Source organism: Cognatundibacterium squillarum (assembly GCF_014652435.1).
Classification (GTDB): domain Bacteria; phylum Pseudomonadota; class Gammaproteobacteria; order Burkholderiales; family Burkholderiaceae_D; genus Undibacterium; species Undibacterium squillarum.
This window is the reverse complement of the sequence record NZ_BMYU01000003.1, coordinates 210047-233024: the sequence shown is the minus strand read 5'-3', so window position 1 is coordinate 233024 and position 22978 is coordinate 210047. Positions and strand designations below refer to the sequence as shown.

The 22978-nt window shown below is 52.8% G+C and carries 22 protein-coding genes; 11 read left to right on the top strand and 11 right to left on the bottom strand.

Going from position 1 to position 22978, the window contains the following annotated elements; all coding sequences use genetic code 11:
• Positions 1-46: 46 nt before the first annotated feature.
• Positions 47-826: a tRNA-uridine aminocarboxypropyltransferase gene (locus IE092_RS08150; protein ID WP_189356558.1), complete on the bottom strand. Its 780-nt coding sequence runs from the start codon at positions 824-826 to the stop codon at positions 47-49.
• 391 nt (positions 827-1217) lie between these two features.
• On the opposite strand from IE092_RS08150, the gene IE092_RS18805 reads away from it, so the two are divergent.
• On the top strand, positions 1218-1406 hold the full coding sequence (locus IE092_RS18805) for a hypothetical protein (RefSeq protein WP_229793098.1): 189 nt from the start codon (positions 1218-1220) through the stop codon (positions 1404-1406).
• Here the strand turns inward: IE092_RS18805 and IE092_RS08145 are convergent.
• A complete protein-coding gene (locus tag IE092_RS08145; protein WP_229793097.1) occupies positions 1385-2008 on the bottom strand; it encodes a glutathione S-transferase in 624 nt (207 codons plus the stop codon). The genes IE092_RS18805 and IE092_RS08145 overlap by 22 nt on opposite strands.
• A 257-nt stretch (positions 2009-2265) precedes the next feature.
• Positions 2266-2613, bottom strand: a complete 348-nt coding sequence (locus tag IE092_RS08140) for a KTSC domain-containing protein (protein WP_189356557.1) — start codon at positions 2611-2613, stop codon at positions 2266-2268.
• Between the two features lie 95 nt (positions 2614-2708).
• On the opposite strand from IE092_RS08140, the gene IE092_RS08135 reads away from it, so the two are divergent.
• The 3 genes from IE092_RS08135 (at position 2709) to IE092_RS08125 (ending at position 5028) form a co-directional block, all read left to right on the top strand.
• Positions 2709-3008, top strand: a complete 300-nt coding sequence (locus tag IE092_RS08135) for a hypothetical protein (RefSeq protein ID WP_189356556.1) — start codon at positions 2709-2711, stop codon at positions 3006-3008.
• An 81-nt stretch (positions 3009-3089) separates the two neighbouring features.
• Positions 3090-3890, top strand: coding sequence for an HNH endonuclease (locus tag IE092_RS08130; protein ID WP_189356555.1), 801 nt, complete (start codon positions 3090-3092; stop codon positions 3888-3890).
• On the top strand, positions 3883-5028 hold the full coding sequence (locus tag IE092_RS08125; RefSeq protein ID WP_189356554.1) for a hypothetical protein: 1146 nt from the start codon (positions 3883-3885) through the stop codon (positions 5026-5028). Before IE092_RS08130 ends, IE092_RS08125 begins: the two co-directional genes overlap by 8 nt.
• A 320-nt stretch (positions 5029-5348) precedes the next feature.
• On the opposite strand, the gene IE092_RS08120 is transcribed toward IE092_RS08125, so the two are convergent.
• From IE092_RS08120 to dnaA, 4 genes are all read right to left on the bottom strand, one after another.
• A complete protein-coding gene (locus IE092_RS08120; RefSeq protein WP_189356553.1) occupies positions 5349-5798 on the bottom strand; it encodes a hypothetical protein in 450 nt (149 codons plus the stop codon).
• Between the two features lie 97 nt (positions 5799-5895).
• On the bottom strand, positions 5896-8394 hold the full coding sequence (gene gyrB / locus IE092_RS08115) for a DNA topoisomerase (ATP-hydrolyzing) subunit B (protein WP_189356552.1): 2499 nt from the start codon (positions 8392-8394) through the stop codon (positions 5896-5898).
• Between the two features lie 213 nt (positions 8395-8607).
• Positions 8608-9714 carry a DNA polymerase III subunit beta gene (gene dnaN, locus IE092_RS08110; RefSeq protein WP_189356551.1) on the bottom strand — a complete coding sequence of 369 codons (1107 nt, stop codon included), beginning with the start codon at positions 9712-9714 and terminating at the stop codon, positions 8608-8610.
• 129 nt (positions 9715-9843) lie between these two features.
• Entirely contained in the window at positions 9844-11244 is a 1401-nt protein-coding gene (gene dnaA / locus IE092_RS08105) for a chromosomal replication initiator protein DnaA (RefSeq protein ID WP_189356550.1), read from the bottom strand.
• Between the two features lie 585 nt (positions 11245-11829).
• Between dnaA and rpmH the strand changes: the two genes are divergently transcribed.
• The 7 genes from rpmH to IE092_RS08070 all read left to right on the top strand — a co-directional run bounded on the left by rpmH (position 11830) and on the right by IE092_RS08070 (position 18003).
• Complete coding sequence (gene rpmH / locus IE092_RS08100; RefSeq protein WP_057289000.1) at positions 11830-11964, top strand: 50S ribosomal protein L34; 135 nt, start codon at positions 11830-11832, stop codon at positions 11962-11964.
• A 36-nt stretch (positions 11965-12000) separates the two neighbouring features.
• Positions 12001-12417 (top strand): ribonuclease P protein component, encoded by a 417-nt coding sequence (gene rnpA, locus IE092_RS08095; RefSeq protein ID WP_189356549.1) that lies wholly within the window; start codon positions 12001-12003, stop codon positions 12415-12417.
• Positions 12414-12722 (top strand): membrane protein insertion efficiency factor YidD, encoded by a 309-nt coding sequence (gene yidD, locus IE092_RS08090; RefSeq protein ID WP_189356548.1) that lies wholly within the window; start codon positions 12414-12416, stop codon positions 12720-12722. Before rnpA ends, yidD begins: the two co-directional genes overlap by 4 nt.
• Positions 12723-12730: 8 nt before the next feature.
• The gene (gene yidC / locus IE092_RS08085; RefSeq protein ID WP_189356547.1) at positions 12731-14458 is read left to right on the top strand and encodes a membrane protein insertase YidC; all 1728 of its coding nucleotides are present in this window, start codon (positions 12731-12733) and stop codon (positions 14456-14458) included.
• A 143-nt stretch (positions 14459-14601) separates the two neighbouring features.
• Positions 14602-16011 carry a tRNA uridine-5-carboxymethylaminomethyl(34) synthesis GTPase MnmE gene (gene mnmE / locus IE092_RS08080; RefSeq protein ID WP_189356546.1) on the top strand — a complete coding sequence of 470 codons (1410 nt, stop codon included), beginning with the start codon at positions 14602-14604 and terminating at the stop codon, positions 16009-16011.
• Positions 16012-16297: 286 nt separating this feature from the next.
• Positions 16298-17080, top strand: coding sequence for a class II glutamine amidotransferase (locus IE092_RS08075; RefSeq protein ID WP_189356545.1), 783 nt, complete (start codon positions 16298-16300; stop codon positions 17078-17080).
• Positions 17077-18003, top strand: coding sequence for a LysR family transcriptional regulator (locus IE092_RS08070; protein WP_189356544.1), 927 nt, complete (start codon positions 17077-17079; stop codon positions 18001-18003). The genes IE092_RS08075 and IE092_RS08070 overlap by 4 nt, the downstream gene beginning before the upstream one ends.
• A 214-nt stretch (positions 18004-18217) precedes the next feature.
• Here IE092_RS08070 and IE092_RS08065 read toward each other — a convergent pair whose 3' ends face one another.
• From IE092_RS08065 to IE092_RS08050, 4 genes are read right to left on the bottom strand one after another with little or no spacing between them, the layout of a single operon-like run.
• Entirely contained in the window at positions 18218-19348 is a 1131-nt protein-coding gene (locus IE092_RS08065) for a BMP family ABC transporter substrate-binding protein (RefSeq protein ID WP_189356543.1), read from the bottom strand.
• Between the two features lie 49 nt (positions 19349-19397).
• On the bottom strand, positions 19398-20309 hold the full coding sequence (locus tag IE092_RS08060) for an ABC transporter permease (RefSeq protein WP_189356542.1): 912 nt from the start codon (positions 20307-20309) through the stop codon (positions 19398-19400).
• 1 nt (position 20310) lies between these two features.
• Positions 20311-21375 (bottom strand): ABC transporter permease, encoded by a 1065-nt coding sequence (locus IE092_RS08055; protein WP_189356541.1) that lies wholly within the window; start codon positions 21373-21375, stop codon positions 20311-20313.
• Entirely contained in the window at positions 21368-22915 is a 1548-nt protein-coding gene (locus IE092_RS08050) for an ABC transporter ATP-binding protein (RefSeq protein WP_229793096.1), read from the bottom strand. Before IE092_RS08050 ends, IE092_RS08055 begins: the two co-directional genes overlap by 8 nt.
• Between the last annotated feature and the right edge of the window lie 63 nt (positions 22916-22978).

Sequence of the window (22978 nt, the reverse complement as noted above, 5' to 3'; positions counted from 1 at the left end):
TGCCTGACAGGCAAGCTGCGCCTATCCTGTTCCGGTTTTGCAGATGTCAGGCCGGTGTTGCCGCCTTCGCCGCTGCGTCGCCCAGAGCCAGCAATTGCTGATGCTGTGCATCCGACCAGTCCGCCGGAAGCTGCTGTTTGGCGCGCAGATAATGGTCACTGAACACATCAAACCATAACTCCAGCGCGGCTGCCGCGTCGGTATCGCCGCTTTGCTGCAGACACAGCGCCGCCACTTCGGCAGTACACAAATGGTCTTCACGGCGCGAACGGCGCAGCGCATAGCGCGACACTTGCTCCGGTTGCAGACTCAGCACCGCCATCTGCGCCAGATACGGACTTTTCTTAAAAATCTTGCGTGCTTCCGACCAGGTGGCGTCCAGCAGAATAAACAAAGGCCGCTTGCCGCTGCTTTGCTGTACTTCCGCTGGCGGCAGCGCAGAAATCACCCGCGACGGTTCGACAAACTCGCCCGGAAACACCAGATACGGCTGCCATTGCGGGTCTTGCAGCGCCGCCAGCATCGCCGCATCCGGCGCGGTGCGCGACCACTCAAACGCCAGCGTATCCGGCACCACATCCGCAATCAGCCAGCCGGTATTGCTCGGCTTCAAGGCTTCATGCTCATGCATGATCAGGCAAATGCCCGCGTGCGTGGCACGTACCGGCCTGTGCGCGCACAGGCAATGGCTGGGCAGCAAACGGCAACCGCCGCAACGCGCACCCTTCGGCCCGCCGCGCGCCAGAAACGGCCGCGTACTGCGCAATAAACGGTTACTGCGCAAACGCGACACCGCATGCGGCGCTGATCCTGCTTCCTGTTGCATCTTTACTCCTGAATTCTGATTCTGAATGACTGCCCCCGCCGAACCCCGCACCACGCGGGCGTTTGCAGGCAGGGGGGCTGGAAAGCCGCGCCAGCCGGACTTCTCCGGCTCATCCCCGCTGAAGCCCAGTGTTTCTGCGGACTTCCGGAGGGCCCCTCTGGAAACCCGCATGGATACTGGGGCATGTTTTTCCGTTTTCCGGCGATTTGCCTTAAAAACCGGTTTTCAGCGCTGCTGAACCTCAAATCGCAAAAAATTTCCGCGCCACCCCGCCGAACCCCGCACCACGCGGACGTTAGCAGGCAGGGGGTCTGGAAAGCCGCGCCAGCCGGACTTCTCCGGCCCATCGCCGCTGCAGCCCAGTGTTTCTGCGGACTTCCGGAGGGCCCCCTTGGAAACCCGCATGGATACTGGGGGGTATTTTGAGGATTTTGGCAAAATCACCGAAAAACCCGTTTTCCGCCCGCCGGCATCAACCGGCGCCAAGCATAACGGCAAGGGCAATAAAAAACCACCTGTGCCTGCGCAACAGGTGGTTCTGGCAGAGAACAGCAGCGATTACTTCGCGAACTGCGCGTAATACGCAGCAATGGCAGGCAAAGCTGCGATGCGTGCCATGTGCTGGTTCAGCAATGGCGCGGTTTTTTCCACCAGATCGGTAGGGATATGATCCAGACGACCGGAATTCAGCGTGCGCACGTCCACAAACACGCGCAGATCCGCAATGCTCAGCGCGCCGCCGACGAAATACTCACCGCCCGCTGCTTGCAGTTTCTGCTCCAGCCAGCGCAGATACACAGGGATAGAACCGTTCACCAGCGCCTCGCGCGCCGCTTTCTGCTCCTCACCGGTCATACGGAAAGTCGGGCCTAGCTTGATCAGATTTTCTTCGATCACATACGCAATTTCATCGCACAGCAAAGCCTGATACGCATCCTGCGGATACAAACCGGCCAGCTTACCCGCGTAACGCAGAATCGCGTCGGTTTGCGTGATCTGCACGCCATCCACTTCCAGCACCGGCACCTGACCAAATGGCACCGTCTTACGGATTTCCGCAAACTGCGGATACGCAAAGCGATGATCCTCAAACGCAATACCACCCAGTGTCAGCGCCAGACGAACCGGCTCGCCGCGACCACCGTGCATATCAAAATAAGTCAGCTTCAGCTTAGGCATCATTCCATCCTTCAAAAAGCCTGCAACAACGAAACTCCGGCAGCCCGCGCCGCCAGACCCGCGCGCAGTCTAGCATGAAACAAAAAACTACTCAGAACGCACAGAAAACGCATAAGGCGGCCAGAGTACGCAGTTCGTTAAGTCTGCAAAGCCCGTCAGGCGCATCAGATTGTGATGCTCAAGCCACGAATCCGTTTCCATTCACAGACCTTAGCGACCCGGCATGATCCGGTCAGATAGCGCAAAACACTGCAATTCACTCAGCGCGGCGTTGCATCATCCCGCGCCTGTGCAACCGCGTCACCATCGTCCGTGGTGCTGTCCTGTGCAGACGGCGCACCGCCGCCAAACAAGGCATCCAGCGCCGCCCGCTGCGCACCCGCCGCCCCCGCCACCCGCGCCCCCGCTTTCGCCGGAAACTCTTCCTCAATATTGTCGCGGTAAAAACTCCACGCCACCCCCGACGCCGCAAACCGCCGCCACAAATCCGCACTGACCCCGCTGTACTCCAGCGCCGCCCCGCCTTCCAGCTCCACCCGCAACAAACGCCGCGCCGCGTCATAGCCAATGGCGCGCAATTTACCGGAGTGGATTTTTTTCATGTCCATGGAGTTCCCCCAAACTTACTGAAGAATAAAACTAAGAAAAATCGCAGTATGCCCAGGCTAAAATCAGCAAGTCCCTCAATACTTTCTTACTGATCATGTCCTACATTCGCTTCTCTTACCTATATCGTGATGCTGGAAATAACAAAAATTTTGGCAGCGTCATTTTTGCAAACCGACATCAGCATACTCAGGAAACATTACGCGCAGCGATTCAACGAAAACTGATCGATAACTTGTATTTTGATGCCATTGTTTGGCAAATACCGACGTTGCATTTTGCAGAGCATGACCCCGAATTAGATCATGGTTGGCACGAGTTTGATGATGTATCAGTTGTTGATCATTTGACGGAATTGAAACCAAATCGTGATATTGAGGATTTATGTCAACCTTGAGCTATACAACTTCTGATCCAGATTGCATGAATCAAAATAAATTTGCTACTCTAAAAGATATGCAAAATTACTAAGGTTGATATGGCTGGGAGAAAGTGGACTTACGACGAAGTGAAGCTGGCTTACTTTTTATACTGCCAGCTGCCATTTGGTCAGCTAGACAGTCGAAATAAAGAAATCCAAGCACTTGCTAAGTTACTAGACAGAACAGCCGGTTCGGTTGCGATGAAATTAGTGAATCTTGCTAGTTTAGATCCCAGCATTACCAGTACAGGCAGAATTGGCCTTAAAAACGGCTCCAAAGTTGATCGAGAAGTCTGGGCGGATCTCAGTCAAAACTGGGAAAAATTCGCAGAAGATGCTATCGACTATCGCCACACCCTAGAGCAAGCGAATCCTGAAAAGGTGGCCATTGCGCTTAATAATCTTGGCGAAAGCCTTGATGCACCTGAAAACTATTTTGCTGAAAATCGTAAAACGTTAGTAATGCAGAGAGAAAAGCAAAATTTCTTTCGTAAGGCGGTTTTGAGTAGTTATCAAAATCGTTGCTGCATGACAGGTATTTCCGAGCCGAAACTTTTGATCGCGAGTCATATCGTACCTTGGAGCGAAGACCCACAAAATCGCTTAAATCCTGCCAACGGTTTATGTTTGTCTGCACTCCATGACAAAGCATTTGATCAGCATTTAATTACTTTAGATGACGATTATCGAATCATGATCAGTAGAAAATTAAAAATCCACTGTAATGATCATATTATCCGAAAATTTTTCTTAGAAATTGAGGGGCGTGAGATATTTTTACCTACGCGGTTTAGGCCGGAAATAAAATTCTTAAAAAAACACCAAAATTCTTTCTCAAAAGGTGATTGTGATGCGTAGAGCTTTTGTTAATAATAAAAAAAATGAAATATCAAAATCACCTTTAGGTAGATCATTACGGGAGAAGAAAAGTATTGATATATCATTTGTACTTGGCCTTCTCGATCTATTCATTAAGCTAGGCGCAGTTTCATTAATACCCTCGGGGATAATAGTTTATCTGTATCTTATTAGTATCGGATTCCGGGGATTTATTGGCTCAGCTATTGGTTCTCAAGGAGGGTTAATTTCCATATTTCTTTTTTTAGGGGTTTTGTTTATTTTTAGTGTGCTTATATTTTCATATGGTCCTTGGATAATTTGGAAATTAAAGAAAGAAATGGATGTGGAAAAGTATCATTATCTATTTTCTTTTAAAACATTGTTTGGATTGGTTATGTTTAATCAATCTGTTTTCTTCTTCTTGGCTTCTATGGAAGGGACATATTTTTTTTGGTGGACGATAGTATTTTTTACAATTCCAATTATTCCATTGATTGATATTAGAAAAATTGGCTTTTCATTTTTGGAGTGTGTGAAATACTGTGGATTGATGGGTTTTGCATTGTTTTTTGCAATTTTCCCTTGGATATATTTGGCGCCTATTCTTAACAGTGTAGAGGTAAGTCAACTAGAAATTTTTGGATATGATATTTTTCAATCGCTATTATTTTCTATTTGGATTTTGTTTTATTCAATATCTTCCGCATCTTTGGTAAGTTCCGCTTCAAAAAAAATGGGGCGAAGTGAGGGGCAGGATATTTATATGATTAAAAAATGCCTATTGTCTTCTTTCTTTTTATTGATGTTGGTTGCTTCATTCTCGCCGAAATTTTTCGTGACTGCTGCTGTGTATGGGGCAGGTTTAAAAGAAATTCAGCAGGATTCGAAATGGTATGCGATTGATTCGCCAATATTTAAAAAAATAGTTTTAAATAAAGATAATTTCAAGACGAGTAAAGAGGTTAATGGGGTGGTATATGCTTGTGGTTATAGTGCATTTCTTGCTACTGATAAGCTTATTCTTTGTCCTCAGCATGTATTTGAGCCTAATTCAATGCAGTGTTCTATTTTTTCTAACTCAGAGGTTCGTCAAGTTACAACAAATTTTGATGGTGAATGGGTTTGTGGCGAAAAGAAGGGTAATAAATTCAATTAAATATTTTATAAATTTAGTTAATATAAATTTTTGGTTTCGAAAATGGCCTCCATTCGGAGGCCATTTCCATATTTCAAACTGAAAAGTAACGTCAGTAAAAGCGCATCAAACGTCGATGTCACCGGCGTGAGGCGCATTCCCCTCAATAAACACCCAGCATGGTTCTACGTCGTCGCCCATTGGGGGTGGTGAGGATCAGGTCGGTGGCGATCGCGTCTTCGATCTGTACTTTTAGCAGGCGAAGAACTTCTGGAACCAAGGTAGTCACCAAGTGCGACCATTTAGTTTTGGGTTCTATTGAGAAGCGGTTATGAGCTTTTCTAAGAATGACCTTTTATCCACTGATCCGTATCACGGTGAATACCCAGGCCAATTGCATCAAATTCCTCGCTTGTATTGGTTTGCGAAACACCTAGCGATTTCAGGGCGACGTTAATCGCATTGATTTCGATAGTAATTGTTGTGATTGCTTTGCCATGCGAAAACTGTTGTGAGGCTTGTATTCCGGTGCCGCCGAAAATTTCGGCTTCGATATAGGCAATATGTCCGTTCTGACTAAGTTTGCTCGCCAGTATTATCAATGGAGCAGGTAGTTCAGTAGCGCCGCCATCTGTCAGGGGACAAAACTCAATATCAAGTTTTAAACGCTGGTCTGTATCAAGCGGTATCAGTACCATATCCTGCGGTAATCGCACTTGATGCAAATCGTGAGGAGTTGGTGAAGGGAATACGCCAGTTTTTGCAATGAAGGCTTGTAGTGTGTAGCTCATATTTATCTGAGTTCAGAAAACTGTGGATGTAAAAATGGCCTCCGACTGGAGGCCATTTTTGTATTTCAAACCGAAAAACAACTTCAGCAAAAGCGCATCAAACGTCGATATTACCGGCGCGCAGCGCATTCCCCTCAATAAACGCACGGCGTGGTTCCACGTCGTCGCCCATCAGGGTGGTGAAGATCTGGTCGGCGGCGATCGCGTCTTCGATCTGTACTTTCAGCAGGCGGCGTACGGTCGGGTCCATGGTGGTTTCCCACAGCTGATCCGGATTCATTTCACCCAGACCTTTATAGCGTTGTTTGGAGACGCTGCGTTCGGCTTCTTCGCGCAGCCAGTTCATGGCCTGATGGAAGTCCTGTACCGCGATTTCGCGTGCTTTGTCGCCTTCGCCACGGCGGATATACGCACCGGCGCCCAGCAAGCCTTTGAAGGTGGCAGCGGCGTTGTTGAGCACTTTGTAATCGGCGCCGTCGATAAAGTCGGCATCGATCAGGCTGACTTTGATATTGCCGTGGTGCAGGCGTTCTACGCGCAGGCCGAATGCGCCGGACAGTTCGTCGGTTGTCACAAGTGCTTTAACGGCCGGATCATTGATCGCAGCGGTCAGCGCAGCGGCGGAGGCTTCTGCGTGTTCCCGGCTGTCCAGACTCAGATTCACACCGGTCATGATGGCTGTCAGGGCTTCGCGGTCAATTACGCGGGACAGACGGGTCATCACGGCATTCGCCAGATTGAACTGAGCAACCAGTTCTTCCAGTGCGCTGCCGTTAATCGGCGCTGCACCGGCTTGCGGTACCAGTGTGGCGTCTTTCAGCGCCAGATTCATCATGTACTGCGCCTCTTCGGTATCGTCTTTCAGATAGCGTTCATCGCGGCCAGCCTTCACTTTGTACAGCGGTGGTTGCGCGATGTAGATGTGGCCGCGTTCTACCAGTTGCGGCATCTGGCGGTAGAACAGGGTCAGCAGCAGGGTACGGATATGCGCACCGTCCACGTCCGCGTCGGTCATGATGATGATGCGGTGGTAGCGCAGTTTGTCGGCGTTAAATTCGTCCGGGCCAATGCTGGTGCCCAGTGTGGCGATCAGGGTGGTGATCTGTTCGCTGGACAGCATTTTTTCAAAACGGGCTTTTTCCACGTTCAGCACTTTACCGCGCAGTGGCAGAATCGCCTGGAATTTACGGTCGCGGCCTTGTTTAGCCGAGCCGCCCGCAGAATCACCCTCGACGATGTACAGTTCGCACAGCGCAGGGTCTTTTTCCTGGCAGTCTGCCAGTTTGGAAGACAGGCCCAGACCATCCATCACGCCTTTGCGACGGGTGAGTTCGCGCGCTTTACGGGCTGCTTCACGCGCACGCGCTGCTTCCACAATCTTGCCGCAAATAATTTTGGCGTCGTTTGGTTTTTCCATTAAGAAATCGGTGAGAGTTTTTGCCACGATTTCTTCGACAGGGCCGCGCACTTCTGAAGACACCAGTTTGTCTTTGGTTTGCGAGCTGAATTTTGGTTCAGGTACTTTGACAGACAATACGCAGGTCAAACCTTCGCGCATGTCATCACCGGACACTTCGACCTTGGCTTTTTTCGCGAGATCGTGTTCTTCAATGTATTTATTAATAACACGGGTCATCGCAGCGCGCAGACCGGTTAAGTGCGTACCACCGTCGCGTTGCGGAATGTTATTGGTAAAGCACAGCACGGTTTCGTTGTAGGTGTCGCTCCATTGCATGGAAACGTCAACGCTGATCGTGGTGCCCTGGTCAGAGACTTTTTCGCCTGTGGCCTGGAATACGGTAGGGTGCAGCACAGTTTTAGCTTTGTTGATGTATTCCACAAAGCCGCGTGTGCCGCCCTCAAACGCAAACAATTCTTCCTTGCCGGTGCGGTGATCATTCAGTTTGATGCGCACGCCATTGTTCAGGAAAGACAGTTCGCGGATACGTTTTGCCAGAATTTCGTAATGGAATTCAACGTGCGTGAAGATTTCTTCATCAGCCCAGAAATGCACTTCGGTACCGCGCTTGTCGGTTTCGCCAATCACTTTGATCGGGGAAGTCACTACGCCATCGACGGTTTCGACCTCACGGTTTTGTGCCACGCCTTTGGCAAATTCCATCTGATGGATTTTACCGTCACGGCGAATCGTCAGTTTCAGCAGTTTGGACAGTGCATTCACGCACGATACACCCACACCGTGCAGACCACCGGATACTTTATAAGCATTCTGGTCGAATTTACCACCGGCGTGCAGCTCGGTCATCACGATTTCAGCGGCGCTGCGCTTAGGATCGTGTTTGTCATCCCATTTAATACCGGTAGGAATACCACGGCCATTGTCGGTAATCGAAATTGAATTGTCGGTATGGATGGTGACGTTGATTTCAGTACAGTGTCCTGCCAGTGCTTCGTCAATCGAGTTATCCAGCACTTCAAAAACCAGATGGTGCAAACCGGTCCCGTCCGAGGTATCACCAATGTACATGCCTGGGCGTTTGCGCACCGCTTCCAGACCTTCCAGAATCTGGATCGAAGACGCACCATAAGCAGCGCTGTTTGGGACTGGTTGGTTTTCTTGGTTGTTATCGGACATAGCTACCTTCTTGTGTATTGACTGCTGTCGTAAAACGATTGTTTCAGTGTGGAAACCGGGTTTCCGTGCACAGGCTGATCGCCTTTGCGGTTGGCAGGCGCAGCCGTCTGGCTGGCCTGCGGTTTAATTGCTGTTTTTGCTGCTTTGCGTATTTGATCGCTTCAAAGCAGCTTACCTTCATATGATTGATTGAAGGCAAGCGCCTCTGCCTTTTTAAATGCGCATCGGCATGACAACGTATTTGAAATCAACATTGTCAGGGATGGTGATCAGTGCAGACGAATTGGAATCGCCCAGCGCAATATTCACCTGATCGCATTTGAGGTTATTCAGCACATCCAGCAGATAGCTGACGTTGAAACCGATGTCCACGCTGTCGCCACCGTAGTCGATTTCGATTTCTTCCATCGCTTCTTCCTGATCTGCATTGGTGGACAGAATCTGCATGCTGCCCGGCGTAATCACGCAACGCACGCCTTTGAACTTGTCGGATGTCATGATCGCGGCACGTTGCAGTGCGCGCAGCCATTGTTCGCGGTTCAGCGTGAATTCGTTTTTGTAGCCTTTTGGTACCACGCGGTTGAAATCAGGGAATTTGCCTTCGACCAGTTTGGAAATCAGTTCGATATCGGAGAAGGTCAGTTTGATCTGATTGTTCGCGATGTCGATTTGCACCGGATTCTCGCTGTCGTCCAGCAGGCGTTGCAGTTCCAGAATAGTTTTACGCGGAATGATGACTTCCTGACGCGCAAATTCCTGTCCCACTTCCACCTGACAGAATGCCAGACGGTGACCGTCAGTCGCAACTGCCATCACTTTTTTGCCATCGACAACCAGCAGCAGGCCGTTCAGGTAATAACGGATATCCTGTTGTGCCATCGAGAAATGCACCATGTTGAACAGGTGCTTCAGGGTTTTTTGCGGCAGGCTGACGCTGGCATTGAAATGCTCTGCTTGTGCCACAGTCGGGAATTCTTCTGCGGCCAGTGTCTGCAGCGAGAAGCGGGATTTGCCGGACTGGATACTCATGCGTTTGTTTTCCAGCTTCAGCACCACATCGTTGTCGTCAGGCAGCGCACGCAGAATGTCCAGCAGCTTACGTGCTGCAACCGTTGTGGCGATGTCGTCACCACCGGAACCGATTTCGGCGTGCGTGGTGATCTGAACTTCAATATCCGTCGACAGGAAGGAAACCTGTTCACCGGTTTTGCGAATGAGGATATTGGCCAGAATCGGCAGTGTATGCCGACGCTCGACAATACCGCTCACAATTTGCAAAGGCCGGAGCAGGGTATCCCGGTGGGTTTTTACCAATTGCATTTGAAATCCTCGCTAAACGGGGTTAATGAGTTGAAAGACGTCAGATTAAACAAGGCTGGCTGGCCTGCGTTGACGGCAGACCAGTCAGGGCAGAGCAGGAAAACTGGGCGTTTCTGCATGCGCTTGACCTTATCCCTTCAGGGTTTGCTCCAGCACGTGCAGTTCATGATTGCACTCGGGATTTTTTGCCCGGTCAGCGGCAATCTTGCGCACAGCATGCAGCACGGTCGTGTGGTCGCGGCCACCGAACAGTTCACCGATTTCCGGCAAACTCTTCTGCGTGAGTTCTTTGGCCAGATACATGGCGATCTGGCGCGGACGGGCGATATTGGCCGGACGCTTTTTGGAATACATATCGGCGACTTTGATATTGAAAAAGTCGGCTACGGTTTTCTGAATGTTTTCCACAGAAATCTGGCGGTTTTGCACAGACAGCAAATCCTTCAGCGCTTCTTTCACGACGTCAATCGTGATGTCTTTATTGTGGAAGCGGGAGTACGCCAGAATCTTGCGCAGTGCGCCTTCCAGTTCGCGCACATTGGAGCGCAAATGTTTGGCAACGAAGAAGGCCACGTCATCGGTCAGTTTCACGCCTTCGGAATGCGCTTTTTTCAGCAGAATCGCAACGCGCATTTCCAGTTCCGGCGGTTCGATGGCGACGGTTAAGCCGGAATCGAAACGCGAAATCAGGCGGTCATCCATGCCGGTGATTTCTTTCGGGTAGGTATCGCTGGTGATGATGATTTGTTTCTTCGCGGCGATCAGTGCTTCAAACGCATAAAAGAATTCTTCCTGCGTGCGGCTTTTGCCACCGAAGAACTGAATATCATCGATCAGCAACAGATCGAGCGAATGGTAGTAACGTTTGAATTCGTCAAAGCCTTTGCGCTGATACGCGGTGACCACGTCACGCACATATTGTTCTGCATGGATGTAGCGGATTTTTGCAGCCGGATTATCGACCAGAATCTGATTACCGATGGCGTGAATCAAGTGCGTTTTACCCAGACCAACGCCGCCGTACAAAAACAGCGGGTTGTAGGAAATGCCCGGATTATTCGCGACCTGAATCGCCGCAGCACGTGCCAGCTGATTGGCCTTACCGGTGACCAGACTTTCAAAGGTCAGATCAGGATTAATTTTGCTTTGTTCACGGCGTGCAGTAGCCATTTCCACAACCGGATCCGGCGCAGGTGCCGGTGCAACCGGCATCGCGTGCAGTCCGCCGCTCAGTGGCGTGTGTTCTGGTTCGCCTGCAGGACGCGCCGGTGCCAGCGGTTTTTTACCGGCACGCGGGTCAAGCACAAACTGTACTTCGACATCTTCATCCCAGTACTGGTTGGCCAGCTCTGTGATGCGGCTTGCAAATTGCGCTTTCACCCAGTCCAGTTTGAAGCGGTTCGGCGCTGCGATACGCAGCTTGCCGGCTTCATAATCCAGCGGCACCAGAGGTTTAATCCAGGCGCTGTACTGCTGAGGCGGAAGCTCTTGCTCTAATTGTGACGAACAGGCTTGCCAGAAATTTTCCATGAATCACTCGTATGAAATGCAAATGCGCGGTGCCGGTTTTGCCTGCAGAGCAGAAGACAGAGACGCGTTTAGCGGCTGCTGCGCAAAGCTTTGCGTCAGGCCGCAGTGTATAAATCAGAAGTCTTCCACAGCACGTCAGGCAGAAATTTTCCGGTGTTTGCCTGCGCCGCAGGGGCGTCAGAGGCAGTTTCAGCAGAAAATTGTCAGTAAGACATAAAACGGTGCCGCGCTAATCCTCTATTTTAACCCCGCTTCGCAAAGTTATCCACAGCCTTCGACGGAAATTTCTAGTTTGCCGCGCATCCTGTGCAACACTGCAGGGCGGATCAGGGGCTGATTAAAATTTGTGCGTGGCCTGCGCTAAATGATTGACAGCAAATGCAAAAATGGTGTCTAATTCAGGGTTCCCTACCCTCAATCATCTGTTGTTGTCTTTCGGAAACGTCAGAAAGCAGCAGGAAAGCGGTTTCGGGGTGCATCAAAATAAAGGCGCAGGCCAGACGTTATATCTCGAGCCAAAGTCGTATGTACGGCAGCCTTTATCCGTAATTCCGATTTTTAATTTGCTCAAATAGCGAGACCAACATGAAACGTACTTACCAACCTTCCGTCGTTCGCCGCAAGCGCACTCACGGTTTCCGCGCACGTATGGCAACCCGCGGTGGCCGCGCTGTTCTGAACGCTCGTCGCGCCAAAGGCCGTAAACGCCTGGCAGTGTAATTGTCACTGGTCTGCGGCAGCTCTGGCTGAATACGCATGATCAAACAATTGGCTGACTCAGTGCAGGCAGAAGCCGGCGGTGCAGATTTTGCACGCGTACGCCGCATCGTTAAAACGGATGAGTTTTCATCCGTTTTTCGTTTGCGGCCCGTGTATAAAACACCGCATTTCGTGCTGTATGCCCGCAGTAATTCGCTGCCGAATGCCCGTCTGGGCGTGGTCGCGGCGAAACGATTCGCACCCCGTGCCGTCACCCGCAACACAATTAAGCGGGTAACGCGCGAGGTGTTTCGTCACGCCTGTTTGAATAATATGGATTGCATCGTGCGCCTGTCGCGCCCGGTCAATACCAAAGACGGTCCGGCCCGCACGGCAGCCTTAAAACGCTTGCTGCGCAGCGAACTGCTGCATTTGTTCAGTGCACCGGCCTGCCGTAAACCGGACCCGAAATGAAAACCCTGCTCCTGCTGATGTTGCGCTTTTATCGCTATGCGATCAGCCCGCTGCTGGGGCAGAACTGCCGTTTTTACCCGAGCTGCTCGGCTTACGCGATGGAAGCTATTCAGCTGCACGGCGCTGCCCGTGGCAGTCTGCTGGCGGGTAAGCGTATCTGTCGCTGCCATCCGTGGAGCGACGGCGGTGTCGATCCTGTGCCGCCAGCCCGTGAAAAAAGCACAAGTGCCCCCATATCGGAGTCTTGTGACTGCGGGCAGCCGCATGCTGACCGGCAGAGTCATTCTTCTTCACCCCTTTCCTGACATTCAATATGGATATCAAACGTACCGTACTGTGGGTTATCTTTACGATGTCATTGTTCATGCTCTGGGATAACTGGGCTCGCTACAATGGCAAACCATCGATGTTTTCTCCGGCACCGCAGACCAGTTCCGCACCGGCCAGTGCCAGCGCTTCTGCGCAGGCGGTGGCTGCTAACGGCGCTGCAGCCGCTGCTGCTCCGGGTGCTGCTGTGCCTGCCGCGCAGCGTGAGCTGATCACCATTACCACCGATGTGTTTAAAGCGCAGATCGATACACTGGGCGGTGAAGTTAACCATCTGGAATTGCTGCAGTTTAAAGACCATCCTCAGCCAAAACATTTCTGGGATCCGTTCCTGGAAGTGATCGGCGTGAAAGAAAAAGCCAAAGACGTGAAAAACATCGTGTTGTTTGACGATGGCAAAAAACGTACTTATCTGGCGCAATCCGGTCTGGCGAATGAATTGTGGCCTAACCATAAATCGGTATTTACGGCAAAACCGGGTCCGCGTGAGCTGGCTGGCGGCGATACCGTACAACTGGTACTGGAAGCCGAACAAAACGGCGTGAAACTGAGCAAAACTTTCACGTTTAAAAAAGGCAGCTACGCGATTGATGTACGTCACGCAGTGACCAACCAGACTGCAGCACCGGTAACACCGTCGCTGTATCTGCAACTGGTGCATGACGGTACCAAACCGGAAGGCGCATCCTTCATGGGTGGCCCGGGTGAATTCTATGCACCGGCGATTTATTCCGATGCAGAAAAATTCCAGAAACTGGAATTTGAAAAAATCCATAAAGCAGAAAAAGAAAGCGCTGGCAGCAGCAATAACAACCACGTGAAATCCGCCGAACAAGGCTGGGTTGCCGTGATTCAGCACTTCTTTGTTTCCGCTTTCATTCCGCAGGACAAAGGTCAGCGTGAATTCCGTACTGCGCAAGTGCGTGACAACGTGTATTCCGTCAGCACCATCGTGCCGCTGGGTGCAATTGCCGCCGGTGCAACCAAAGAATCGAATGCCACGCTGTATGCCGGTCCGCAAACCACTTCCGTACTGGAAAAAATTGCACCGGGTCTGGAACTGGTCAAAGACTACGGCGTTCTGGCGATTATCTGTAAGCCGATGTTCTGGCTGATGGATGTACTGCACAGCGCGATCGGTAACTGGGGCTGGACGATTGTGGCATTTACCGTGCTGATCAAACTGGCACTGTTCCCGCTGTCGGCAGCCGGTTTCCGCAGCATGGCAAAAATGAAAGTCATGACACCGAAAATGCAGGATCTGCGCGAACGTTATAAAAACGATCCGCAGCGTCTGAATCAGGCCATGATGGAATTGTACAAAACCGAAAAAATCAATCCTTTCGGTGGCTGTCTGCCTATCCTGATCCAGATGCCGATTTTCCTGGCGCTGTACTGGGTACTGCAGGCCAGCGTGGAAATGCGCGGCGCACCGTGGATAGGCTGGATTACCGATCTGACTTCGCCTGATCCGTTGTTCATTCTGCCGGTGATTTACGCGATTTCCATGTACATCACCACCAAACTGAATCCTGCACCGGCTGATCCGGTTCAGGCAAAAATGATGATGATGATGCCGCTGGTATTCTCGGTGATGTTCTTCTTCTTCCCGTCCGGTCTGGTTCTGTACTGGGTAGTGAATAATATCCTGTCGATTGGCCAGCAATGGGTGATCAACAACAAACTGATCCCGGCTGAACACCGCACCAAATAAGCCTTGCATCAGCCTCATAAAAAAGCCCGTTGCGACGGGCTTTTTTGTTGAGCAAGGTTTCCGCTGTCTGCGCGTTGTTGCATGTATGTCACAATGCTGCTTTTGATCCCGCTGCTTCTGGCAGCAACGACTAGAATTTCTTCATGATCTACGATCCTGTTCCCATAGTTGCGATTGCCACCGCGCCCGGACGCGGCGGTATCGGTGTTGTCCGGATTTCGGGCAAAGATTTATCCGGTGTGCGCCGCGCCCTGTTTGGCGAGGCGGAACTGCGCGCACGTCACGCGCATTACCTGCCGTTCACGCAGGCAGACGGCTCTGTGATTGATCAGGGCATCGTCCTGTATTTTCAGGGGCCGCATTCTTATACCGGCGAAGATGTGATCGAACTGCAGGGTCACGGTGGCCCGGTGGTCATGCAAATGCTGCTGACGCGCTGTCTGGAAGCCGGTAAAGAATCCGGTCTGCGTCTGGCGGAGCCCGGCGAATTTACCCAGCGTGCCTTTATGAATGACAAGCTGGATCTGGCGCAGGCGGAAGCCGTGGCAGATCTGATTGAAGCGTCGACTGAAGCCGCCGCCAAATCAGCATCGCAATCGCTGTCCGGTGCATTTTCCAAAGTAATTCACGAACTGGTGGAGCGCGTGATTAACCTGCGCATGCTGGTCGAAGCGACGCTGGATTTTCCCGAAGAAGAAATCGATTTTCTGGAAAAATCGAATGCGCGCGGCCAGTTGTCCGGCATCCGCAGCGCGCTCGAAAAAGTGTTTGAACAAGCGTCGCAGGGCGCGATGCTGCGTTCCGGTCTGAATGTGGTGTTAGCCGGTCAGCCTAATGTGGGTAAATCCTCATTGCTGAATGCACTGGCAGGCAATGATGTGGCGATTGTCACACCGATTGCCGGGACCACGCGCGACAAAATTACCGAAACGATTCATCTCGAAGGTATTCCGCTGAATATCATCGACACCGCTGGTATTCGTCACGATGGTGATGAAGACCATGAGCCGGGCGGTCTGGTGAATATGATCGATATGGTGGAGCGTATCGGTATTGAGCGCACCTGGGCAGAAGTTGACAGGGCGGATGTGATTCTGCATTTGCTGGACGCAAGCCGTGGCCCGACCCGTGCTGATGAAAATATCGTCGAACGTTTCCCGCAAGGCGTGCCGGTGATCCGTGTCTGGAACAAAATTGATTTGTCCGGTCACCATGCCAGCATCGATATCATGAGCGATGCAACGCACATTTATTTGTCGGCACAGGAACATGCCGGTATGGATTTGCTGCGCAAGGAATTGCTGCGTATCGCGGGCTGGGAACAAACCGGTGAATCGCTGTATATGGCGCGTGAACGGCATCTGATTGCGCTGAAACATGCGCGTGAACATTTGATGCAGGCAGCGGAATATGCGGCGCAGGATGATCAGTCGCTGGATTTGCTGGCCGAAGAATTGCGTCTGACGCAGGACAGACTGAGCAGCATTACCGGCGAATTCACGCCGGATGATTTGCTCGGTGTGATTTTCTCGCGTTTCTGTATCGGAAAATAAGCCTCAGTATGCGCCGCTGTTCAGACCTGTTGTGCGCTGACAGCGGTGGCTGACTGTTCCTGATCCGGCAGTGCAATTTCCGCCAGCTACGGAATCGCCTTCAGTTCTGAATCATTGAAGTAGCGCTGTACTGCCAGGTTTTCTCCTCGTTTGTTTCAGGTGCTTGTCAACATAACATGCAAATCGCATTGCAATGCCGGGATTTGCATGTTCTGCGCGGGCGCACAGCGCATTACGCAGCCTGCTTATGTTAATGTGATCCGTATGACTATTTAAACTCTGCATCATGTGTCAATTACTAGGAATGAATTGCAATACGCCGACGGATATTGTCTTCAGCTTTACCGGCTTTGCGACCCGTGGCGGTCTGACGGATGAGCACAAAGACGGCTGGGGCATTGCGTTTTTTGAAGGGCGCGGAGCACGGCTGTTTGTGGATCACTTACCGGCGGTCAGTTCGCCGGTGGCGGAGCTGATCAAACGCTATCCGATTAAATCGGAAAACGTGATTGCGCATATCCGTAAAGCGACGCAGGGTGAAGTCAATCTGGAAAACTGCCATCCGTTCGTGCGTGAATGCTGGGGGCAATACTGGGTGTTTGCGCATAACGGCGATCTGAAAGAATTTAATCCGGTGCTGAACGGTCAGTTTCTGCCGGTCGGCAGCACCGACAGCGAACGCGCGTTTTGTTATCTGTTGCAATGCATGCGCGCCGAGTTCGGCGATCAGCCGCCGGCGACAGGGCAGGTCGCGCGTTTTCTGCAGGAAAAGTGCCGTGAAATCGCAGCGCACGGCACGTTCAATATGATGTTGTCGAACGGTGAAGCGCTGTTTACGCATTGTTCAACCAAGCTGCATTACGTGGTGCGTCAGCATCCGTTTCCGGTCGCGAATTTATCTGATCAGGAATTGCGCGTGGATTTTGCTGAAGTCACCACGCCCCGCGATAAAGTCGCGGTGATCGTGACCGAGCCGCTGACGAACAATGAATGCTGGACACAGTTTGGCAGCGGTGAATTTAAAGTATTTGTCAAAGGAGATGTACTGATGCCGGAGCAGTGGCAATGAGCAACCGTTTAATGGATCAGCTCGATACCAATTTGCTGCGGGTGTTGTACACCCTGCTGACCGAACGCAGCGTGACCCGCACCGCGTTAAAGCTGGGGCAATCGCAACCGGCGATCAGCAATATGCTGAAGCGTCTGCGCGAGATTACCGGCGATGCGATTCTGGTACGCGGCCGTAATGGTATGACGCCGACTGATCGCGGGCACGAATTGCTGCAACTGGCGCAGCAGGCGCTGAAGCTGATGGAAAGCATCGCCAGTCCGGCACCGGATTTTGTTCCGGCGCATACGCAGCGCGTGTTTCACCTCGGTGCACCGGATTATTTATCGGTGCAGTTGTTGCCGCTGGTGATCGGCAAAATCCGTGAAGTGGCACCGCAGGCAGGGCTGGTGATTCATGCGCTGAATGCAGGCTTTGATTACGCAGCGGCGCTGGAAAACGGCGAACTCGACTGCGTGATCGGTAACTGGCCGGACTTGCCGCCGCATCTGCATATCGCGCAACTATTTGAGGATGAAGTGGTGTGCATGGTGAACCGCAATCATCCTGTGGTCAGCAAAGGTTTGTCTCTGAAATATTATCTTGAGATGGCACATCTGGCACCGACACCGTACATGGCGGGGCACCGCAGCATCATCGACAGCACGCTGGCGGAAATAGGTCATAAGCGCCGTATTCAGATGACGCTGCCGTATTTCGGTATGGTGCCGTATGTGCTGGCGAAAACCGATTTGCTGTTCACCACCAGCCGCAGCTTTGCGCAGCAATGCGCCAAAGACTGGCCGATAGCCGTGCTGCCGGCGCCGGTGGAAATTCCGAAAATGCGCTTCTTCATGCTTTGGCATGAGCGGGTTCATGCGGCACAGGAAGTGCAATGGCTGCGTCGCGTGATTGCGGATGCGGCGGGCGAAGTGTTCAGCTGAGCCGTTTGCGGGCCTGAAAATGCCTCAAATGCGGAGTCCTGCACAGCGATCCGGCGGTCGTCGGCAGAAAGTCCGGCTCTCCGGAATTGCCTGATGCGGAGTTCTGCATAATGACCGCGGTTTTTTCTGATCAGGGCTAACAAAAAACGCTGCAGTCCGGTATGTCCGGAGTGCAGCGTTTTGTTTTACGAGCGTCAGTGACAGAAGCCGGCTATTAACCCGGTACTTTGCCGTCCACGCCTTCTACGTAGAATTTGATTTCGTGCAGGAATTTGTCATCCGCAACGACATCTTTGCCCAGCACTTCTTTACCGGTATTGTCTTTCAGCGGGCCTTTCCAGATCGGACGGCTGCCGTCGATCACGCCCTGACGACGCTCTTCCAGCAGTTTTTTCACGTCTTCCGGCAGCGTCGCATTGTAGTGTTTCAGGTCGATCATGCCTTCTTTCAGACCCCACCAGGTGCTGCCGGTCTGCCATTTGTTATCCAGCACGGCGGCAACGCGTTTGCCGTAGTACACATTCCAGTCGATGCTGGAAGCGGCAACGTGGGCTTTCGGGCCGAATTTGCTCATATCGCTGTCCCAGCCGAAGGCCAGCACGCCTTTTTCTTCTGCAGTCTGCACCACAGCTGCAGAGTCAGTGTTTTGCATCAGCACATCCACGCCCTGACCGATCAGGGTGGTTGCCGCTTCGCGTTCTTTGCCCGGATCAAACCATTTGTTGACCCAGACCACGCGGGTCGTGGCATTCGGGTTCACCGAGCGTGCGCCCAGTGTGAAGGCGTTGATGTTGCGCAGCACTTCCGGAATCGGTACGGAAGCCACCACGCCCAGCTTGCCGGACTGGCTCATTTTGCCAGCGGCCACACCGGCCAGATACGCACCTTCATAAGTACGCACATCGTATTGCGCCAGATTGGCGGCAGTTTTGAAACCGGTCGCGTGTTCGAATTTCACATCCGGAAAATCTTTTGCAACTTTCAGCATCGCTTCCATATAACCGAAGGTGGTGCCGAAAATCAGTTTATTGCCCTGACCTGCCAGATCGCGGAAGACGCGTTCTGCATCGGCAGCGCTTTCCGGTACGCTTTCCACGAAGGTGGTTTTTACTTTGTCGCCGAACTGGGCTTCAACCTGTTTGCGGGCGGCATCATGCGCGTAAGTCCAGCCTGCATCGCCAACCGGGCCAACGTAGACGAAAGCCACTTTCAGGGCTTCCGGTGCGGCAGCAGAAACAGGAACGGAAGGTGCGCTGGCAGCTTCTTCTTTTTTACCGCAGGCAGCCAGACCCAGTACCGCGAACGATACGGCTGCCAGCAGCGATTTACGACGGGACATCATCATCTGTATTCTCCAGTGAATTGTGATTAACTAAATATCAAAATAAGAAAACTTAAGGGCGGAACGGTTTGCCCAGCGAAGCGGGCATATTCAGCCGTATCCAGTCCGGATTACGCGAAATCAGTACCAGTACCAGCACCGTTGCCGCATAAGGCAGCATCGATAAAATCTGCGAAGGCACGGCAATGCCAACTGCCTGAAAATGGAACTGCAGAATCGTGACGCTGCCGAACAGTAAAGCACCCAGCAAGACGCGTGCCGGACGCCATGTGGCAAACGTGGTCAGTGCCAGCGCAATCCAGCCGCGACCGGCAACCAGACCTTCAACCCACATCGGTGTGTAAATCATGGCCAGATACGCACCGGCCAGACCGCACAGCGCGCCGCTGAACAATAGTGCAAAGAAACGGATACGCAAGACCGGATAGCCGAGCGCGTGCGCGGATTCCGGTGATTCACCGACTGCACGCAGAATCAGACCGGCACGGCTGCGGTATAAAAACCAGACCAGCGCCGCGCAGATCAGCAGGCTCAGATACACCATCCAGTGATGATCAAACAGTGCTTTGCCTATCCACGGCAAATCACGCAGAACCGGAATGCCGTGCGCGGTAGCAGGCAAGGACATACCGACATATTTTTGTCCTGCGAAGGCCGATAAACCGCCGCCGGCAATCGATAAAGCCAGACCGGTGGCAACCTGATTGGTCGCCAGTACCAGCGCAAAAAATGCAAACAGGGCAGCCATCGCCATCCCCGCTGCTGCACCGGCCGCAAAGCCCAGCGCCATGCTGTGGGTTTCATAGGTGGTGGCGAAACCGGCAATTGCTGCGACCAGCATCATGCCTTCCGCACCCAGATTCAGTACGCCGGCGCGTTCGTTAATCAGCAGACCCAGCGCTGCAATCAGCAGCGGTGTGCCTGAGTTGATGGAAGCAGCCATCAGAGCAGCCAGATTTTCCATATTATTTCTTCCAGCGTAAGCGATAGTGAATCAGCGTGTCGCAGGCCAGCAGCATGAATAACAGCATGCCCTGAAACAGGCCGGTGATTGCTGATGGGAGACCCAGACGCGATTGCGCCATTTCACCACCCAGATAAAACAAAGACAGTACCAGCCCGCCCAGCAGCGTGCCGAACGGACTCAGACGACCGATAAAGGCCACGATAATCGCGGCAAAGCCATAGCCCGGCGAGATCGATGGCAGGACTTGTCCGATTGGCCCCGCAACTTCAAATGCACCGGCCAGACCGGCAAAACCGCCGGAAATCAGTAAAGACATCCACAAAGCACGGCGGCTGGAAAAACCGGCGTAACGCGCTGCCAGCGGTGCCAGACCGCCAACCGTCAGGCGGTAACCGGCAAAGCTGCGGAACAGGAATACGCTCATCGCACCGCAAGCCAGCAGCATGACGATGAAACCCAGATGCAGGCGGCTGCCGCTGAACAGATGCGGCAATAAGTATTCTGAAGAAAATACTTTAGATTGCGGGAAGTTCATGCCGTTCGGATCTTTCAGCGGGCCATTCACTGCATACATCAGCAACAATTGCGCGATATAGGTCAGCATCAGCGACACCAGAATTTCGTTGGCGTGGTATTTGTCACGCAGCCATGCGGTGATACCGGCCCATGCTGCACCACCGGCGATACCCGCCAGACTGGCCAGCGTCAGCACCATCAGCGGCGAATGCAGCGTGCCCTGATCAAACAACAGAATCACGCTGCCTGCAGTTAAACCACCGCAAATCAGCTGGCCTTCCGCGCCGATATTCCAGACATTGGCGCGGTAACAGACGGATAAACCGAGTGCGCACAAAACCAGCGGCGTGGTTTTCAGTAACAGCTCTGATACCGAACGCCAGTTGCGCAGCGGTTCGACAACGAAAACTTCCAGACCGGTAAGCGGATTTTTACCGAGCAGCGCGAACAACAATGCACCACCCAGCAGCGTCAGCAATACTGCCAGCACCGGCGAGGTGTAAGCCATCAGGCGGGACGAGCCGGAACGCGGTTCCAGTTTAAACATGCTGTCCTCCGTTCTGCGCCTGATCCTGCTGCCACAAACCACTCATCCACAATCCTATCTGTTCACGTGTGACATCTGCCGTGCTGACCGGTGGCGACATACGCCCCTTGGCAATCACATACAAACGGTCACACAGGGTAAATAACTCATCCAGCTCTTCGGAAATCACCAGTACCGCACAGCCCTGATCGCGCAACTGACGAATTTCTTCATGAATCTGCGCGGCTGCGCCGACATCCACGCCCCAGGTTGGCTGCGCCACCACCAGCACTTTCGGCTGGCGTGTGATTTCGCGGCCCAGAATAAATTTCTGCAGATTACCGCCGGATAAACTGCGGGCCAGCGCCTGCGGACCCGGCGCTTTGACTTTGAAACGCTGCAGAATCGCGCTGGCAGCGGACACGGTTGCGGCAGCGCGGATTAAGCCACGCTGTACAAACGGTGGCTGATGATGCGACAGCAGCATATTGTCGGTCAGCGACATTTCCGGCACCGCACCGCGTCCCAGACGTTCTTCCGGTACGAAACTCTGGCCCAGCGCACGACGTGCATCCGGACCGCGCTGGCCGACGTTCTGACCGCACAATTGCAGCATCTCTGCAGCCGCACGGCGGTCTTCACCGGACAGCGCTGCCAGCAATTCCTGCTGACCATTGCCGGACACACCGGCGATCCCGACGATTTCACCGCTGCGCACTTGCAGCGATACTTGTTCCAGCGAGGTGCCGAAGGCATGTGAGCGCGGCAGGCTGAGCGCCTGTACCGCCAGCCGCACTTCGCCCGGTGCCGCCGTGGCAGGACGTGCCTGCGGCAGGGTTTCTGCGCCGGTCATCAAGCGTGACAGACTGGCAGCAGTTTCCTGACGCGGATCACAATGGCCGGTGACTTTACCGGCACGCATCACGGTGGCGGAATGGCAGAGTTCGCGGATTTCATCCAGTTTGTGGCTGATGTATAAAATGCTGCAGCCTTCTGCGGCGATCTGACGCAGTGTCACAAACAGCTTTTGCACTGCCTGCGGTGTCAGTACCGAGGTTGGCTCATCCAGAATCAGCAATTGCGGTTTGGTCAGCAGGGCGCGCACGATTTCCACGCGCTGACGTTCACCGACCGATAAGGTATGCACATGGCGCTCCGGTTCCAGTTCCAGCCCGTAGGTGGCGCCGGTTTCACGGATTTGCTGTGCCAGCACCTGCAGATCGGTATCGCCATGCAGACCCAGCGCGATGTTTTCGGTGACGGTCAGGGTGTCGAATAATGAAAAGTGCTGGAACACCATGGCTACGCCGAGCTGGCGCGCCATTTGCGGTGAACTGATACGCACTTCTTCGCCATTCCAGCGCACATTGCCGGCATCCGGCTTGACCGCGCCGAAGATGATTTTCATCAGTGTGGATTTGCCCGCACCGTTTTCACCCAGTACGGCATGGATTTCGCCGGGCGCAACAGTCAGGCTGACGTGATCATTCGCAATCACGGCAGGATAGGATTTACAAATGCCGGCGAGTTCCAGTCGCGGCGGTACAGCGTGTGGTGTCACTTTATCCTTTCAGGCGGGAGCCAGGCACAGCATGCCTGCACGATGCAATCCGGCGTTACCGGA